This is a genomic window from Campylobacter australis (assembly GCF_050586305.1).
Taxonomy (GTDB): domain Bacteria; phylum Campylobacterota; class Campylobacteria; order Campylobacterales; family Campylobacteraceae; genus Campylobacter_A.
Map to the genome: position 1 here is coordinate 424,419 of NZ_JAXUAA010000001.1, position 15,080 is coordinate 439,498.

Genomic DNA, 15,080 nt, shown 5'->3' on the forward strand with positions numbered 1-15,080 from the left:
AAAAATTTGCCCTTGTTTTTTTGTGTTAAAATTTAAAAAATAACAATCATATCCCTGAAATTTTCTCTAAAAACTTTTCGGGCGATATAAAGCCGATTATGCGTTTTGAGCTAAGTTGTTCGCCATTTTTAAAAAAGAGCAAAGCTGGTGGATCAATGAGTGAAAATTCTTTCAACATTGCGTCATTTTCGCTACTTTGTTTAGTTACATCTATACGGATAAGCTCAAATTCTTTAAGGCGTTTTACAACTGCTTGATCAGTAAAAGTTATGCTCTCAAGCTCCTTACAGCTAGCGCACCAGTCGGCGTAAAAGTCAATCATAAGCGGTTTTTGGGCGGTTTGTATGGCTTGTTTTAGCTCGTTTAGATTTGTTATAGAGCGAAAATTTAGCTCATTTTGTATCTCTTTGGAGTTTGTATTTTGATTAAAATTTGCCAATGGTTTTAAAGGATCTTTTGCACCACTAAAAGCCCCAACTAAAAGCATAGCTGAGTATATAAATAAAAGTAAAAATATCGCTTTTTTTGCCCTTTGTTTTGCGCTACTTGCTGGTTCAAATGCTCCAAAAAATACCGCCATAAATACACCGATCACTCCATATCCGGCAAGCTCAAAGCCACTTCCTAGCGTCCTAGAAAGAAGCCATACTGCCATAGCTAACATCAAAAAGCCAAATGCAGCCTTTATAGCATCCATCCACTTACCAGGCTTTGGTAAAATTTTACCGCTGCTAGTTCCTATAACAAGTAGCGGTATGCCCATTCCAAGACCCATTACAAAAAGCATTACGCCACCATAAAGTGCATTTCCGCTTTGTGCTATGTAAAGTAGGGCTCCAGCCAAAGGGGCAGCCACACAAGGCGAAACCACAAGAGCCGCTGCAAAACCCATGATAAAAACGCCAAATAGACCGCTTTTGCCTTGCGAGCGCTTATTGATAAAATTTTCAAATTTTGCTGGTAGTCTTAAATCATAAAAACCAAACATGCTAAATGCAAGCCCGATAAATACAAGAGCGAAAGAGCCCAGCACCCAGCCATTTTGCAACATACCACCAAGACCCAAGCCCAAAAAGCTAGCCGCTACACCAGCCAGCGCATAAGCCAAACTCATCGCAACAACATATACTAGCGAAAGCACAAAACCGCGCCAAGCTCCAAGCTGTGAACCACCTTTTGATATGATGATAGATGAAAGTATTGGTATCATAGGAAAGATACAAGGCGTAAGCGCTAAAAGTAGGCCATAGCCAAAAAATGTAGCGAGCGAGAGTATGAAATTTGTATTTTTCAACTCATTTGCTATGCGCTCATCATCAGCAAGTTCTGGTACTTCATTACTTGTATTTTCAACTTGTTCACTAGCTTTTAGTTCGCCATTTTTATAGCTTATGGTATATATTTTAGTTTGCGGTCGGTAGCAGATACCATTTTTAGCACAGCCTTGATAGTTTAGTGTTATTGTAGATATATCGTTTTGAAGCAAATTTTTAGGTACAAGCAGGCTAAATTCTTTAAAGATGATGTTGTACTCGCCACTTTGTTCATGGGGTGGCATATCTAGGCTGTTGTTTATATTTTTCCCATCAAGCAAGATATTAAAAGTATCTTTATAGATATAGATATTTTCTCCAAATTTAAAGCTAAATTCAACTCCGTCTGTGTTTGTTTTATGTTTTATATCAAAGGCTTCGCTTATGTTTAAAACTTGTGAAAAAGCTATGCAGGTGGTTAAAAGTAGGGCTGTCATCAGTCGTAGCATCTTATCTCCTTAAAAGGGATAATTTTACTTGAAAATTATAAATTTTTTGTAAAAATAAGTAAGAGCAGAGTCTTAAAGTATAAAATTTAAAAACCCCAAGCAGGGCGAACCTAGCTTGGGGTGAGTAAAACTTATATCAAGTTTTTAGAAAGAGTATACAGTTTGGAAGCGGAAGTAGTCTCGTTTATCTTTGCCGCTATTGTCTTTTTCTGTAATTTGTGAATACCAGCTTGTAAAGTTAAGCTTTTTGCTGTATTTATAGCCTAGTCTAGCTACCCACTCATCATATTTTACTTTAGATATGCCATTAGCGTTTTTAATCTTTTTATTTCCATCAGCATAGTCGCCACCTACAAAGAATTTGTCAAATGTATATCCAGCTTTTACAAACCAAAAGCTGCCTTTGCCATCAGCTAGAGTGTAGTCAATCTTATCACTTACTAGTCTTTCGCCTGGTTCGATAAGTTTGCCAGCATCTTCAAAAGCATAAGATGTAGTGCCGTAGTCTTTTGCTTTAAAACCTACATAGCCAGCGTCAAGCGCAGCGCCAAATAGATCTGTGCCAAGTTGAGCAGCATAGAAGTTACCATCTGTTGTGCCTAGTATTTTTTCTGCTTTACTGTCAGCATCTGAGTGAACATACTGAGCTTTAGCTCTGATAGCTACATCGTCAGTAACATTAAATTTACCAGTTAGCTCAACTGCAAGTAGATCAGCTACCTTATCTAAGCTAGCATACCATAATTGAAAGCCTACTGGATCATAAGAGCCGATAGCTGCTACACCATAAAGGTTGCCTGGCTTATATGATTTAGCGTTTGCAGTTTTTAGTAATTGGCCATCTGCCTCATAAGTATCATAATCAAGTGCATCAAATGCTACTGCTGCAAGTGTTAGACCTTCGATATCTTGGTTAACAACTCTAATACCTGTGCCAACTTCATCATCTGTAAAGAATGTACCGACCTCTTGCTTACCAGCTGTAACTGTTGTATTACCAGCTTTGTAGCCTAGATATAGTTGGTATACGCCAAAATGTTTATCAGCATCTGTTTTATCAAGACCATTATTACCAGATGTATCTCTTGACTGATATCTTAGACCTAAAACGCCAAAGAAGTTGTCGTCAATGGCTGCTTTGAAATTTGTCTTGATTCTGAAAGTATGGTGTGAATTATGATCATTTTTTTGTGTTTTATCCTTAATGCTATCATATCTGTATCTAGCCATACCTGATACATCTACATTTTTTATAGCTTCTTCAAGTGGAGTAGCTGAAGCTACGCTTGAGAAAGCACCTAGAGCAACTATAGTTGCAAGTGATATTTTTGCAAGTTTCATAATGTTCTCCTTTTAAGAAATGTAGTAGAATGGTAACTTTTTATATTTTAAAGTATGCTTAAATTTTGTGGAATTTTTAAAATTTGTTACCGAATATTAACCAAAAAGTGCGAAAAAATAGTAAAAAGAGAAATTTGGCGAGATAACTCGCCAAGTATTTAAGCTTTTTTGCCGAAGAAATTTCCAGCCATTTTAAAAAGATCATCAACGATAGAGCCATCGTTGTTTTGATCGATGAAATTTGTAAGCATAGTGGTAAGGTCGCCTTGGCTAGCGTTTTGGCTTAAATTTGATGAACTTACTTGTTTGTTAAAAAGTCCTGCAACAATTGGAGCTATAAGTGGCAAAAGCTGCTTTATAGAGCCAGCGTCTATACCAAGCTGTGAGCCAACATCGCCAGCAAGTGCTCGGCTGTTTTCTTTTGAGCCTGTTAAAAAGCCTAGAAGCTCGTTGCCATGCTGTGCGTCTGGACTTTTCATGTCGGCTGTTTTTATAAGATCAAGTAGCTGGCTTGAGTCCTCGTCTGACTTAAAATTTGCATTTGCGCGCTGCATAAATACTGGCGCGACTTTAGCTATAACAGAGCTTACATCTGCTGGGTTTAGCCCTGTTTTGTTTGCCATCTGCTCTATGGTGTTTTGGCTTAGACCAGAGTTTAGTAAAAGATTTAGAATGTTCATTGTGTTCCTTTAAAGCTTTGGAATTCTGATCTTTTGACCAGGATAGATAAGGTTTGCGTCTTTTATGACTTCTCGGTTGGCTTCAAAAATTTTTGGATATTTGTTTGCGTCGCCGTAAAATTGCTTAGCTATCTTTGATAAGTTGTCGCCTTTTTGGATAGTATAAAAGCTGTCTTCGCTGTCTTTGACGCCGTCAAATTCGACATTTTTAATGCCAGCGACATTGCCAGCGATGAGTGCTGCTTTTTCTTTGACATCTTGTGGTGCGTCACCAGTTATCTTTACGGTGTCTCCTTCGACTTTGACTTCAAAATTTTTAACAGCGTCACCAAGGCTTGTTGATAGCTCATCTTTAACACTCTTGTTGTCGTCGCCTATGCCTAGAAGCTTTTTGCCCGCCTCTGCTACAAATGAAAGAAAACCCATGTTTTACTCCTTTTAAAAAATTACATCATTATATCGGTAAAACGGTAAATAAATGAATATGTTGTAAGAAAAATTTAACAAAGAGTATTTTTGGGGCTTTGGCTGTGTAGATAAATGATGTTTTTTGCTGGATTATTTGTAAAATCTATTTTTGGTTTGTTTGAAAATTTAAAAATAAAAAGGGGCGTGCTAGCCCCAAAAAATGATAAGTTTATTACGCCAGAAGTCTGTCCATCTGTGCTGCAAGAGCTTGTGTGTTGTGTGCTTGAGCCAAAAGCGCAGCGTTTAGCTGTAAGTTGCTGCTATTTATATCGTTTAAATTTTTAGCTATGTCGTTATTTTGTAAATTGCTTTCGCTCTGTCTTAGTGAAACACCTTGTCTTAGGGTGTTTGAGATGTCAGAAAGCATGCCATTTTGCGCTGCGCCTATATCGCCACGAAGTGAGTTGATATTTTTTGTAAATTCGTCAATAGTTGAAGGATTTGATATATCAAGGCTTGAAATTCCTGCGCCGATAGTTTCTGAATTTAGATTTATCTCTTGTGTTGCTGATCCAGTAAAGAAGTTCATCTCTGCACCAAACACATTTTTGCCATTAAATGTAGCATCTTGTAAGCTTTGGTTCATAGAGTCTTTAAGCGCGTTAGCTTCACTATTTAACATAGAGCGTTGGGTATCATTTAGTGCGGCACTGTTGCTTCTAACTGAAAGCTCATTTAAACGGTCTGCACTCTGGCTTAAATTTGCAAGAGTACTATCTGCTATACCGAGCATGCCGATAGCGTCGTTAGCATTTGTTATGCCTTGTTCTAGGATATTACTCTGACTTAATAGCGCGTCAGCGATGGCTAAATTTGAGCTGTCAGCTCCGCTTAAAGCACGAGCAGCAGATATGTTTTGGAGTGCCTTTTCTCCAGCTGTTTTTGCCTTATCTCCATTGGCGTTTATCTGCTGGGAATTTGTTGTAAAGCTATTGATTTTCATTTTAGCTCCTTCTAAAAATTTTCTAATTATAACCTAGACAATATAAATTTAAGCTTTATTTACTCATCTAATCTAGCGCTTACAGAGCGGGCATGTGCGCCAAGACCTTCTGCATTTGCAAGTGCGATACATGCTGATGAAAGTGCGCGAAAACCACTCTTGTTAAGACCGATAATAGAACTTCTTTTCATAAAATTTTCAACCCCCAAAGGCGAGTAAAAGCGCGCGCTTCCGCCAGTTGGTAGAGTGTGATTTGGTCCAGCTAGGTAATCACCCATTGCTTCTGGTGTATAGTGTCCTAAAAATATCGCTCCTGCATGCTTTATGTCATCAAGATAACGCTCGCAATCATCTGTAGCTATCTCTAAGTGCTCAACCGCAAGCTCGTTCATTAAATTTATACATTCAGGCATGTCGGCGCATACGATGATGGCGCTTTTATTTTGGATACTAGTTCTTGCGATAGACTCTCTTTTGAGTGTGTTAAGCTCAGTTTTTACATGCTCTGCTACGCTTTTGGCAAAATTTTCGCTTGGAGTTAGCAAAAAGCTACTTGCAAGCTCGTCATGCTCGGCTTGACTAAGTAGGTCAATAGCTATGTGGCGGGCGTTTGCGCTATCGTCAGCTATCACGCCTATCTCGCTTGGACCTGCTATCATATCGATATTTACCTCGCCAAAAACTAGCTTTTTAGCCGTTGCGACATAGATATTTCCGGGACCTGTGATGACATCTACTTTTGGGATACTTTGCGTTCCGTATGCCATCGCTGCAACAGCACTTGCCCCGCCTAGCTTAAAGGCAGTTTTTATACCACAAAGATGCATGGCTGCTAGCAAAAGAGAGTTTACTTCACCACCAATAGCAGGTGTGCAAACGATAATGTCGCGCACTCCAGCCACGATAGCTGGGACGGCATTCATAAGAAGTGAGCTAGGGTATGCCGCCTTTCCTCCAGGTATATAAAGTCCAGCTCTATCTACTGGGCTAAATTTCGCTCCCAATGTGTTGCCGTGCTCATCTTTTATGCTCCATGTAGATGGCTTGTTTTTTTCGTGGTAGGCTTTTATGCGCTTAAATGCTAACTTTAAAGCATTTTTTAGGGGTTCATCTAAATTTTCAAAGGCTTTTTTCATCTCATCAGTTGAAATTCTAAGCTCATCCGCTGTTTTTGGCTCCCAGCGATCAAACTTTGAAATTTGTGAGATTATAGCCTTGTCTTTTTGGCTTTTTACTTCATCTATAATGTTTAAAACCACTGGTGTAACGCTACTCATATCCATATCAGAGCGATGGACTAGTTTATTAAATTCATCTTTAAAATTTTTGTCTTTTGTGTTTAGAATTTTCATATTCTTACCTTTATTTTAGTTTTCTTTGATATCGTTTAAGTTGGCTTTCATTGCCTAAAATTCCGCCCTGATGTATGTAAAGGATGGGATTTTTAAAGTTTTGAAAATGCCTTTTTAGTGTCAAAAAACCTACTGGGTCATAAAGCAGCTCAAACTCAACGCCGCTTTGTTTGCAAATTTGTTGCCATATCTCAAATAGCTCTGGCTTTAGATCGCCAAAGTGGTATTTTTTAGGTGGGTTTAGTATGGTTACTTTTGAGTTTGGGTCAAGGGCGAGAATTTGTTTTTTTAGATACTTGCTATCACCCACACAAGGGCATGTAAATACGCTCATATCAATGTTTTTGGCTAAATATGTAGCGCTTGTTCCAGTGCCGCTTGGTAGGAATATATCAAATTTTACGCCAAGCTTTTTTGCATGCTCTTTTATCTGTGCAGCTTGTGTTTTAAAGCCAGCTTCAGCTTCGCTCATAGCAACGCCCTCTTGAATAAAAAGAAGGCTATTTTTTATAGCAAATTCTTTAGCAAAAAGCTCTCTGTTTTCATTTACCGTAAGTAGCATGCCATTTTGCAGGGCGGCTTTGAAATTTCCAGTGGGATTTTGCGATAGATATGAGCTAAGGTGCGAGATGACATAGTGAAAATTTAATCTACGCATTTTTGCAAAAACACTAAGGCTATACATGGCATTTGACTGGCTTGAGCCATGCGAGATAATGCCCTTGTATTGGCTTAAATCAACACTTAATAGGCGCTCAAGCTTTCTTGCTTTGTTGCCGTTAAATTCGCCAAGCAAGTCATCGCGCAAGAGCCAAATTTTTTCTCCTAAAAAGTTAAATGGCTCTATGGGTGCTATCATCTTTTTTGTTCCAAAAATTTCTCAATCTCGCGCATAGCCTCTTTGTTTGAAAGCTGAAATTTAAGCTCAATACGCCTTGAAGCGTCTTTATCTTCAACCCCATCTTTTAAGATAAGGTCATTATAGCTCCTGCCGCTTGCCACAAGTAGTTTTCGTAGGCGGTCATCTTTGTAAAATGAGTTTATAAACTCCATTACGGCATAGGCTCTGCGTTGAGAAAGCTCAAGGTTGTAGATATAGCTTCCATCGCTATCAGTAAAGCCCTCTATCATTATCTGATCGATATTTTTACTTATCTCTTTATCATTTAAAAGTACATCAAAATACTTTGTAAGGGTTTGCTTAAGCTCTGCTTTTGCCTCATCTTTTAGTGTTGCGTCTTTTTTGTCAAAGAGCACAGAAGAGCTAAGCTTCATCGCGCCAGAATTTTGGTCTATCTCTATGCTGCTACCAAGCTTTTCTTTAAGCTCGGAGATAACTTTTACTCTAATGCCGGTTAAATTTTTGATACGACTTTGTGTGGTGTTTAGATCAGTTAGTAGTAGGTTGTATCTAGTCTCCTTATCGCTTATCTGACTTAAAAGAGCAGCTATTTGCTCTAAATTTTTAATATTTGTCTTATTTGCGTCATCTAAATCATTTTTGCTTTTTTCAAGCTCATCATCAAGAAGTATGAGCCTTGTTTGAAGGTCTTGAGTAGTTTTGTTTAGTTCTAAATTTTGGGTTTGCAGGCTTAGTATCGAGGCGTTTGCGTCACTATTTTCTTGACTTAAACGAGAAATACGCTTTTTTAGTGCTTGAAGTTCTACGATAATGACTTCATTTTTATTTTGTAATGCCAAATTTGCACTACTCGCCTTTTCTAGCTCATCTTTTAGTAGTGTATTTAGTTTGTCTAGGCTTAAATTTTTACCCTGTTCGTCTTTTAAATTTGCAAGTGCGGCACTTATAGTAGCGTCTTGTTTTGCGATGGTGTTTTGAGATAAGACATACTTAACAACGACGGCACCGATAATAAGCATAAAAACAAACAAAAGACCAGCCATAAGGTCAGCATAAGAAACCCAAAATGTCTGCTCTTCGGTTTGTTTATTGTTTAGTTTCATTGCTGTTTTCTAGGTTTTTCATCACTCGCTCGATCTCTTTTTCAAGCTCGCTTGCATCTTGCTTTAGGTCGTTTAATAAGGCATTTCGTTTTTGCTCTTTTTCGCTTAAAACTTCGCTATCATAAACTTTTTTAAATTCACCAATCCCTTCCAAAACGCTATGTTTAAATGCTTCAAGCGTGCGGTTTTGCTCCTCTAAAACTTTTACAGCAAAGCTTTTTAGGCTCATGTCAAGCCCTTTTAGTGTGGCATCAAATTTGGCTATACTTTTTTCTAGTCCGCCGATACGATCATTATTTAGGTCGTTTAGACGGTTGTAGTGGGTTGAAAATTTTAGCTCAACATCACGCAAGCTTGAGTTAAATTCGCTAAGAGCTCTATAGATGTCGCTATTTACCTTTAAAAACTCTTCTTGTTTTAAGCCAGCTTTGCTTAGTAGGCGTAGGTTTTGATCAACCCTAACTTGGGCTTCTGAGATGATTTTTTGTTCTAGCTCTTGTAGGTTTTTATATGAGGCAAATTTGCTTCCCACAACATTGTCAAGATTCTTGAAAAATTCCTCATTGCTAATGCGTGCAAAAACACTTCTGATATCATCAAAATGGCGTGAAGCTAAACTCATAAAGCTTTGTTCTAGTTCATCTTTTTGCCAAAAAAACTCACTACTTATGCGTTTTTGCTCATTTGCAAAGCGCTCAAATTTTGTAAGTCCCAGCTTTTCAAAAAACATCCACCAAATAGCAAGAGAGATGCCATATACAGAGACATAAAAGGCTGTTCCGATACCGTTTAAAAGGACACCTATCTCCTTTTCAAGACCGAGAGTATCGCTTGAATCAAACGATGGCATGGAGATGGTTATACTTATAAAAGTGCCTAAAATTCCAAGCATCGGAAATAATCCAGTGCCGATATTTGCGAAGTTATCGTTGCGTAGATCCTTGGTGTAATCATCTAAGAACTGCTCAAATTTTGCATTTGATTTCTTTTTCCCAGAAATTTCTATAAGGTGTGACATTATGAAATTTTTAAGACCTAGTTTAAAATCATCACTGCTTTTGGCTAGTTTTGCATAGGCTAGCTCTGCGCTATGTCTTGCAAAAATGAGCGCTATAACCAGTATGAAGCCCATCATTAAAAGTGTATGAAGATGGACTTTGAAATTTACTATGCCAAAATATCCAAGAAGTACAAAAATATAGGCTAAGATGGGTAAAAATATGATCTTAAAGTAAGTCAGCGGTGAACTGCCCTGCGAGTGTGGCAGGGCTAAGTCTGTAAATTCGGCATGATTTGCCATTTTTTAGTTCCTACTTATACAGTTTAGGTCGCTAAATGCGATTTGTAGGCGTTTTACCATACTCTCTTCTCCTGCTCGTAAAAATTTGCGCGGATCGTAGTATTTTTTATTTGGTTTATCTTCGCCTTCTGGGTTACCTATTTGAGCTTGTAAGTAGGCTCTATTTTTGGACTCATAGCCTCTTACCCCATCCCAAAATGCCCACTGTGTATCTGTATCGATATTCATCTTTATAACACCGTAACTAACGGCATCTTTGATATCTTGTAGTTCGCTTCCGCTACCGCCGTGAAAGACAAAATTTATAGGCTTTTTATCAGTTGTGTTAAATTTCTTAGCCACAAATTCCTGTGAGTTTTTAAGAATTTCTGGACGAAGCACGACATTGCCAGGCTTATAAACGCCATGAACATTGCCAAAACTAGCGGCGATACTAAATTTATCGCTTATTTTTAGTAACCTTTCATAAGCAAGAGCAACATCTTCTGGTTGCGTGTAAAGAAGCGCGTTATCTACACCTGTATTATCCACTCCATCTTCTTCTCCGCCAGTAACACCAAGCTCGATCTCTAAGCTTATACCAAGTTCGCTAAGTTTTTTTAGATACTCTTCGCAAGTTGATAAATTTTCATCCAAATTTTCTTCGCTAAGATCAAGCATGTGTGAGCTAAAGAGCGGTACTCCATGAGTTTTTTTATGCTCTTTGCTTGCATTTATTAGGCTGTCTATCCAAGGAAGAAGCTTTCTTGCGGCATGGTCTGTGTGAAGGATAACAGGAATCCCGTATGCTTTTGCTAGTAGATGAACCTGCTGGGCTCCAGCGATCGCGCCCAACACATCAGCGTTTTGGCAGGCTTTGCCGGCGTAAAAGCCAGCACCGCCATTGCTAAATTGAACTATAACAGGCGAATTTGCAATCTTTGCAGCTTCAAGGACTGCATTTATCGAGTGTGAGCCAACGACATTTACCGCAGGGATAGCAAAACCATGCTCTTTTGCATAGGCATAAAGTTTGCTTAGATCATCACCGCTTACAACACCAGGTTTTACTACATCTAAAACGCCCATTTTTGCTCCTTTGATTGATTATTTATACTCTATTTTTGCTTTTGCTTTTAAAGCATCTGTTTGAGCTTTGATGTTTTGTTGAAATTTTTCCATTTTTAGCTGGTGAATGATCTGCTCTTTAACATCGTTAAAAGGTATAGTTCCAGCTGGTTTTGACTCCTCTTTTAAGATGACATGGTAGCCAAAATTTGACTTAACTGGTTTTTGTGAAATTTGACCATTTTTAAGTGCAAATGCAGCGTCTGCAAAAGGCTTAACCATTTGGCTTTGACCAAACCAGCCTAGTTCGCCACCTTGAGAAGCAGAGCCTTTGTCGATAGATTTTGTGCTCGCAAGTTCTGCAAATTTCTTAGTAAGAGCGTCACCACTTAAGCCTTTAAGCTCAGAGATGATAGCAGTTGCATCAGCCTCTTTTTCAACCAAGATGTGTCTAGCACGAGCTGATGCTGGCTGGTTAAACATCTCTTTATTTTTGTCATAAAATGCCTTTGCATCAGCATCACTAGCTTTCATAGTGTCAAAAATTTTCTTCATGTATGCTTCAACCAAAACTTGCTCGCGAACATTTGCCAAAGCCTGAACAAACTCAGCGTCCTTGTCGATACCTTTTGCTTGAGCATCTTTGATAATTAGTTTTCTGTCTATTAGAGAATTTATAACTTGTTTTTTAGCATCAGCTGGTATCTTGTCGATAGTTGCGCCAGGTGCAGTTACTGCAAGAAGCGCATTTACTTCGGTGTCGGTTATAGCCACTCCATCGACTGTTGCTACTGTTGCAGCGTTAAGTGTTGCAGCCATTGAAAGAGCTATAAGCCCAGAAAGTAAAGATTTTTTCATTGTGTTTCCTTAAAATAAAATTTGAAAAACTATATTATAGCAAGAAACTCATTAACTTTTAGTAATTTATGGTAAAATTCAGTTATGAGAACGAAAAAAGATATTTTAGAGATAAAAAAGAGAATTTTGTTGCACTTTGATGGCGCTAAAAGTGAGCTAAAATTTAGAAACTACTATGAATTAATAGTTTGTGTAATGTTAAGTGCGCAATGTACGGATAAGCGAGTCAATTTGATCACTCCAGCTCTTTTTGAGGCGTATCCTGATGTGCGCGCTTTAGCAAATGCAAAACTAGCGTCACTAAAGCTTTTAATAAACTCATGTAGTTTTTTTAACAATAAAGCTGAAAATTTAATAAAAATGGCAAACGCTGTTATAGAGCGCTTTAACGCAGAAATTCCGCTAAATGAAAATGACTTAAAAAGTCTAGCTGGCGTGGGTCAAAAGACTGCGCATGTAGTTATGCTTGAGGCTGTGGGCGCAAATGTAATGGCTGTGGATACGCATGTTTTTCGCGTTTCGCACAGACTTGGGCTAAGCAACGCAAAGACACCAGAAGCGACAGAGGATGACCTAGTAAAAATGTTTAAAACGGATCTTGGCAAGCTTCATCAAGGCATGGTGCTTTTTGGGCGTTATACTTGCAAGGCGGTAAAACCACAGTGTGAAGCCTGTTTTTTAGCCGATCTTTGCAAGAGTAAGGATAAAATTTTAGTAAAAAATAGCTAGAAATTTTAAACTTACTCCTCTCTTGAGCGTAAAAATAGCCTTTTTATTTTATTTAATCCTAGCTTCATACCGCTGTATTTCATCATCTTAGCCATATTTTTCCACACTGGCAGCTCGTAACATGGGTGTGGGCAGGTATGACAGCGTGGCTTTACTTCGTGTGAACATGCTTGTAAGCGTGCGTAGGCGTAGCGAGCCATTTGCTCGCACTCTGCACATAGGCAAAACTCAGCTTTTACGACTGCTTTTTCACTCTTAAAGTCAAGTGTTGCAGAGCTTTCGCGCTTTGGAATATCTTTGTGCTTATCGTTGCAATAAATTTGTATAAATTTTGTAACCGTTGTAACTTCATAGATAAATTTTTCAGTTGTCATCATTATCCTTTTTTGTAAAAGATTAGCAAAAAAATGAAAAAATTTCTTTGATGTAGCTCAACAAATTTGTGCTAAAATCCTATATCAAAAACCAAATTTTGCTCTTGCTCGTACAAGATCTGCTTTGCTGTCAATACCTATGCTTTCGCTTTTTACTTCAAGCATCGCTATGCGTTTACCACTTTCAAGAGCGCGTAGCTGCTCGAGTTTTTCAGTATTTTCAAGATGTGAGTAGGGTAGTGTGCAAAATTCATTTAAACTTGCTACACTATATCCGTAAATGCCAAGATGAGCCTTGTAAAATTCGCATTCAGCGCGGTTAAATGGCACTCTTGAGCGTGAAAAATAAAGCGCAAAGCCTTTATTATCCGTCACCACTTTAACCAAATTTGTATCATCTACATGCGAGCTATCTATCACTTTATAGCACGAAAACATAAAGGCGCTTTCGCGCATTTTTTCGCAAAAGCTACGAAATTTTGAGATATTTTCAGCTTCGATAAATGGCTCGTCAGCTTGGACATTTATAATGATCTCATCTTTGCTAAGCCCTAAAATTTCACAAGCTTGTCTTATGCGGTCTGTGCCGCTGTTATGCGAAGTATCGGTTAAAACAGAGTTTAGTTTGTACTCTTTTGCAATTTTTGCCACGCTTTCATCATCAACTGCAACCACGACATCATCGCACTTTGATACTTGTCTAGCGGTAGCTACAAACATAGGAACTCCGCCAATGTCGGTTAAAATTTTATTTGCAAAGCGGGTTGAGCCAAGTCTTGCTGGGATGATTATCATTTTTTGATCCATTCTAAAATTTTATCTTCGATCTTTTCTTTGGCTATCACATCTGGATGTAAAATTTTAGCACTAAAAAGTTCTAAAATATTTGGTGAAATTTCTTGCTTGTGTGCTTTTGCAAAAGCTTTTAAACCTTCTAGCTCGCTTTTTGCTTTTAGACCACAAGCTTTTAGCATACTTGGTGTAAATTTCACCCAGTCAGCCGTTGAAGTTATGATATTTATACGAGTTTTATCTATCACTTTAAAGCAAGTCGCTGTGTGCGGATCTACGATAACACCCTTGCTTGCTTGCTCGTTTATAAATGTTTCACACTCTTTATCCGTACAAAAATCAGCCTCAAAGTCCTCTTTTACGCTCTCTAGTTCGGCTTTTGTGAGTTTATAGAATTTTTGATTTGTGAGATCATCCATAAGCTCTTTTGTGCGGACTGCGCCAAATTTATCAAAAAGAAGTCGCTCAACATTTGAGCTAATTAGTATATCCATGGCTGGGCTTATTGTTTGTATTAGTGACTTGTTGCGTAGGTCGTATGTGCCAGTTGTAAAAAACTCGGTAAGTATGTTGTTGGCGTTTGAAACGATTTTTATCTTGTTAATCTTTGCACCCATTTTTTTGGCATAATATGCTCCAAGTGCATTGCCAAAATTTCCGCTTGGTACGATAATATCAAAGCTTTCATTTTTACTTAAAGCGCCGTTTTTAATTAGCTTTGCATAGGCATAAGCGTGATAGATGATCTGAAATAAGATCCTGCCAAAATTTACTGAATTTGCCGCACTTAGCTTTAAGTTACTTTTGGCTAGTTCATCTTTAAAATTTTGGCTTACTAAAAGTGTTTTTAGGGCACGCTGTGCATCATCAAAGTTTCCTTTTATGCCGATACTTTTTAGATTTTCGCCCTTCATTGATGTCATCTGAAGTCTTTGTATATCACTTGTGCCACCATCTGGATAAAGGCAAACTACCTTGATATTTGAAGTGTTGGCAAATGTTTTAAGCGTGGCTGGACCAGTGTCGCCACTTGTTGCACACATGATAAGGTAGTTCTCATCTCGTTTTTTGGCCAGTTGGCTTAAAATTTCGCCAAATGGCTGAAGCGCCATATCCTTAAAGGCCCTTGTTGGTCCGTGATAAAGCTCGTTTATATAGAGATTTTTGTCTATTTTTTTAAACTCAACTGGTTGATTTGGACGGTCAAAATTTTTATAACGCTTGATAGCACTTTTAAAAATTTTCTCATCTACATCAAATTTAAACATCAAAATAATCTCAGTAGCCAACTTCTCGTAGCTAAGAGTGCTAAGCTCAAGCCATTTTCGCATGCTTATTTTTGGTAGTTTTGTGGGTGCATAAAGTCCGCCGTGCATACTACTTGGGCTTAAAAGTGCGGTGCTAAAGTTTACTTGTTTTGGTTTTTCGTTTAGATTTAGTCTGGTTGGATTTAGTCTCATTGGCTGTCC

General features: G+C 38.2%; 15 protein-coding genes. 1 reads left to right on the plus strand and 14 read right to left on the minus strand.

Features of this window, described 5'->3' with window-relative positions; genetic code table 11:
- Window positions 1-46: 46 nt before the first annotated feature.
- From dsbD to U5B17_RS02240, 11 genes are all read right to left on the minus strand, one after another.
- Entirely contained in the window at window positions 47-1,762 is a 1,716-nt protein-coding gene (gene dsbD / locus U5B17_RS02190; RefSeq protein ID WP_430803722.1) for a protein-disulfide reductase DsbD, read from the minus strand.
- A gap of 144 nt (window positions 1,763-1,906) precedes the next feature.
- Window positions 1,907-3,103, minus strand: a complete 1,197-nt coding sequence (locus tag U5B17_RS02195; protein ID WP_430803723.1) for a major outer membrane protein — start codon at window positions 3,101-3,103, stop codon at window positions 1,907-1,909.
- Between the two features lie 158 nt (window positions 3,104-3,261).
- Complete coding sequence (locus tag U5B17_RS02200) at window positions 3,262-3,783, minus strand: DUF937 domain-containing protein (RefSeq protein ID WP_430803724.1); 522 nt, start codon at window positions 3,781-3,783, stop codon at window positions 3,262-3,264.
- Window positions 3,784-3,792: 9 nt separating this feature from the next.
- A complete protein-coding gene (gene lysM / locus U5B17_RS02205; protein WP_430803725.1) occupies window positions 3,793-4,209 on the minus strand; it encodes a peptidoglycan-binding protein LysM in 417 nt (138 codons plus the stop codon).
- A 214-nt stretch (window positions 4,210-4,423) separates the two neighbouring features.
- On the minus strand, window positions 4,424-5,194 hold the full coding sequence (locus tag U5B17_RS02210; protein WP_430803726.1) for a flagellin: 771 nt from the start codon (window positions 5,192-5,194) through the stop codon (window positions 4,424-4,426).
- Between the two features lie 59 nt (window positions 5,195-5,253).
- Window positions 5,254-6,546, minus strand: a complete 1,293-nt coding sequence (gene hisD, locus U5B17_RS02215) for a histidinol dehydrogenase (RefSeq protein WP_430803727.1) — start codon at window positions 6,544-6,546, stop codon at window positions 5,254-5,256.
- A gap of 10 nt (window positions 6,547-6,556) precedes the next feature.
- The gene (locus U5B17_RS02220) at window positions 6,557-7,405 is read right to left on the minus strand and encodes a 1-aminocyclopropane-1-carboxylate deaminase (RefSeq protein WP_430803728.1); all 849 of its coding nucleotides are present in this window, start codon (window positions 7,403-7,405) and stop codon (window positions 6,557-6,559) included.
- Window positions 7,402-8,511: an OmpA family protein gene (locus U5B17_RS02225; RefSeq protein ID WP_430803729.1), complete on the minus strand. Its 1,110-nt coding sequence runs from the start codon at window positions 8,509-8,511 to the stop codon at window positions 7,402-7,404. The genes U5B17_RS02220 and U5B17_RS02225 overlap by 4 nt, the downstream gene beginning before the upstream one ends.
- Window positions 8,495-9,811, minus strand: a complete 1,317-nt coding sequence (locus tag U5B17_RS02230) for a MotA/TolQ/ExbB proton channel family protein (RefSeq protein WP_430803730.1) — start codon at window positions 9,809-9,811, stop codon at window positions 8,495-8,497. The genes U5B17_RS02225 and U5B17_RS02230 overlap by 17 nt, the downstream gene beginning before the upstream one ends.
- A 3-nt stretch (window positions 9,812-9,814) precedes the next feature.
- Window positions 9,815-10,879, minus strand: coding sequence for a class II fructose-bisphosphate aldolase (gene fbaA / locus U5B17_RS02235; RefSeq protein WP_430803731.1), 1,065 nt, complete (start codon window positions 10,877-10,879; stop codon window positions 9,815-9,817).
- Window positions 10,880-10,897: 18 nt separating this feature from the next.
- Window positions 10,898-11,716, minus strand: a complete 819-nt coding sequence (locus tag U5B17_RS02240) for a peptidylprolyl isomerase (protein ID WP_430803732.1) — start codon at window positions 11,714-11,716, stop codon at window positions 10,898-10,900.
- 84 nt (window positions 11,717-11,800) lie between these two features.
- Between U5B17_RS02240 and nth the strand changes: the two genes are divergently transcribed.
- Window positions 11,801-12,445: an endonuclease III gene (nth, locus tag U5B17_RS02245; RefSeq protein WP_430803733.1), complete on the plus strand. Its 645-nt coding sequence runs from the start codon at window positions 11,801-11,803 to the stop codon at window positions 12,443-12,445.
- A gap of 11 nt (window positions 12,446-12,456) precedes the next feature.
- Here the strand turns inward: nth and U5B17_RS02250 are convergent, their stop codons facing one another.
- The 3 genes from U5B17_RS02250 to thrC form a co-directional block, all read right to left on the minus strand.
- Window positions 12,457-12,819: a nitrous oxide-stimulated promoter family protein gene (locus U5B17_RS02250; RefSeq protein WP_430803734.1), complete on the minus strand. Its 363-nt coding sequence runs from the start codon at window positions 12,817-12,819 to the stop codon at window positions 12,457-12,459.
- An 84-nt stretch (window positions 12,820-12,903) separates the two neighbouring features.
- Window positions 12,904-13,614, minus strand: a complete 711-nt coding sequence (kdsB, locus tag U5B17_RS02255; protein ID WP_430803735.1) for a 3-deoxy-manno-octulosonate cytidylyltransferase — start codon at window positions 13,612-13,614, stop codon at window positions 12,904-12,906.
- A complete protein-coding gene (thrC, locus tag U5B17_RS02260) occupies window positions 13,611-15,071 on the minus strand; it encodes a threonine synthase (RefSeq protein WP_430803736.1) in 1,461 nt (486 codons plus the stop codon). The genes kdsB and thrC overlap by 4 nt, the downstream gene beginning before the upstream one ends.
- Window positions 15,072-15,080 lie beyond the last annotated feature (9 nt).

Coding starts and splice junctions, on each gene's coding strand:
- dsbD (WP_430803722.1), bottom strand. CDS start 1,762: ATGCTACGACTGATGACAGCCCTACTTTTAACCACCTGCATAGCTTTT.
- U5B17_RS02195 (WP_430803723.1), bottom strand. CDS start 3,103: ATGAAACTTGCAAAAATATCACTTGCAACTATAGTTGCTCTAGGTGCT.
- U5B17_RS02200 (WP_430803724.1), bottom strand. CDS start 3,783: ATGAACATTCTAAATCTTTTACTAAACTCTGGTCTAAGCCAAAACACC.
- lysM (WP_430803725.1), bottom strand. CDS start 4,209: ATGGGTTTTCTTTCATTTGTAGCAGAGGCGGGCAAAAAGCTTCTAGGC.
- U5B17_RS02210 (WP_430803726.1), bottom strand. CDS start 5,194: ATGAAAATCAATAGCTTTACAACAAATTCCCAGCAGATAAACGCCAAT.
- hisD (WP_430803727.1), bottom strand. CDS start 6,546: ATGAAAATTCTAAACACAAAAGACAAAAATTTTAAAGATGAATTTAAT.
- U5B17_RS02220 (WP_430803728.1), bottom strand. CDS start 7,405: ATGATAGCACCCATAGAGCCATTTAACTTTTTAGGAGAAAAAATTTGG.
- U5B17_RS02225 (WP_430803729.1), bottom strand. CDS start 8,511: ATGAAACTAAACAATAAACAAACCGAAGAGCAGACATTTTGGGTTTCT.
- U5B17_RS02230 (WP_430803730.1), bottom strand. CDS start 9,811: ATGGCAAATCATGCCGAATTTACAGACTTAGCCCTGCCACACTCGCAG.
- fbaA (WP_430803731.1), bottom strand. CDS start 10,879: ATGGGCGTTTTAGATGTAGTAAAACCTGGTGTTGTAAGCGGTGATGAT.
- U5B17_RS02240 (WP_430803732.1), bottom strand. CDS start 11,716: ATGAAAAAATCTTTACTTTCTGGGCTTATAGCTCTTTCAATGGCTGCA.
- nth (WP_430803733.1), top strand. CDS start 11,801: ATGAGAACGAAAAAAGATATTTTAGAGATAAAAAAGAGAATTTTGTTG.
- U5B17_RS02250 (WP_430803734.1), bottom strand. CDS start 12,819: ATGACAACTGAAAAATTTATCTATGAAGTTACAACGGTTACAAAATTT.
- kdsB (WP_430803735.1), bottom strand. CDS start 13,614: ATGATAATCATCCCAGCAAGACTTGGCTCAACCCGCTTTGCAAATAAA.
- thrC (WP_430803736.1), bottom strand. CDS start 15,071: ATGAGACTAAATCCAACCAGACTAAATCTAAACGAAAAACCAAAACAA.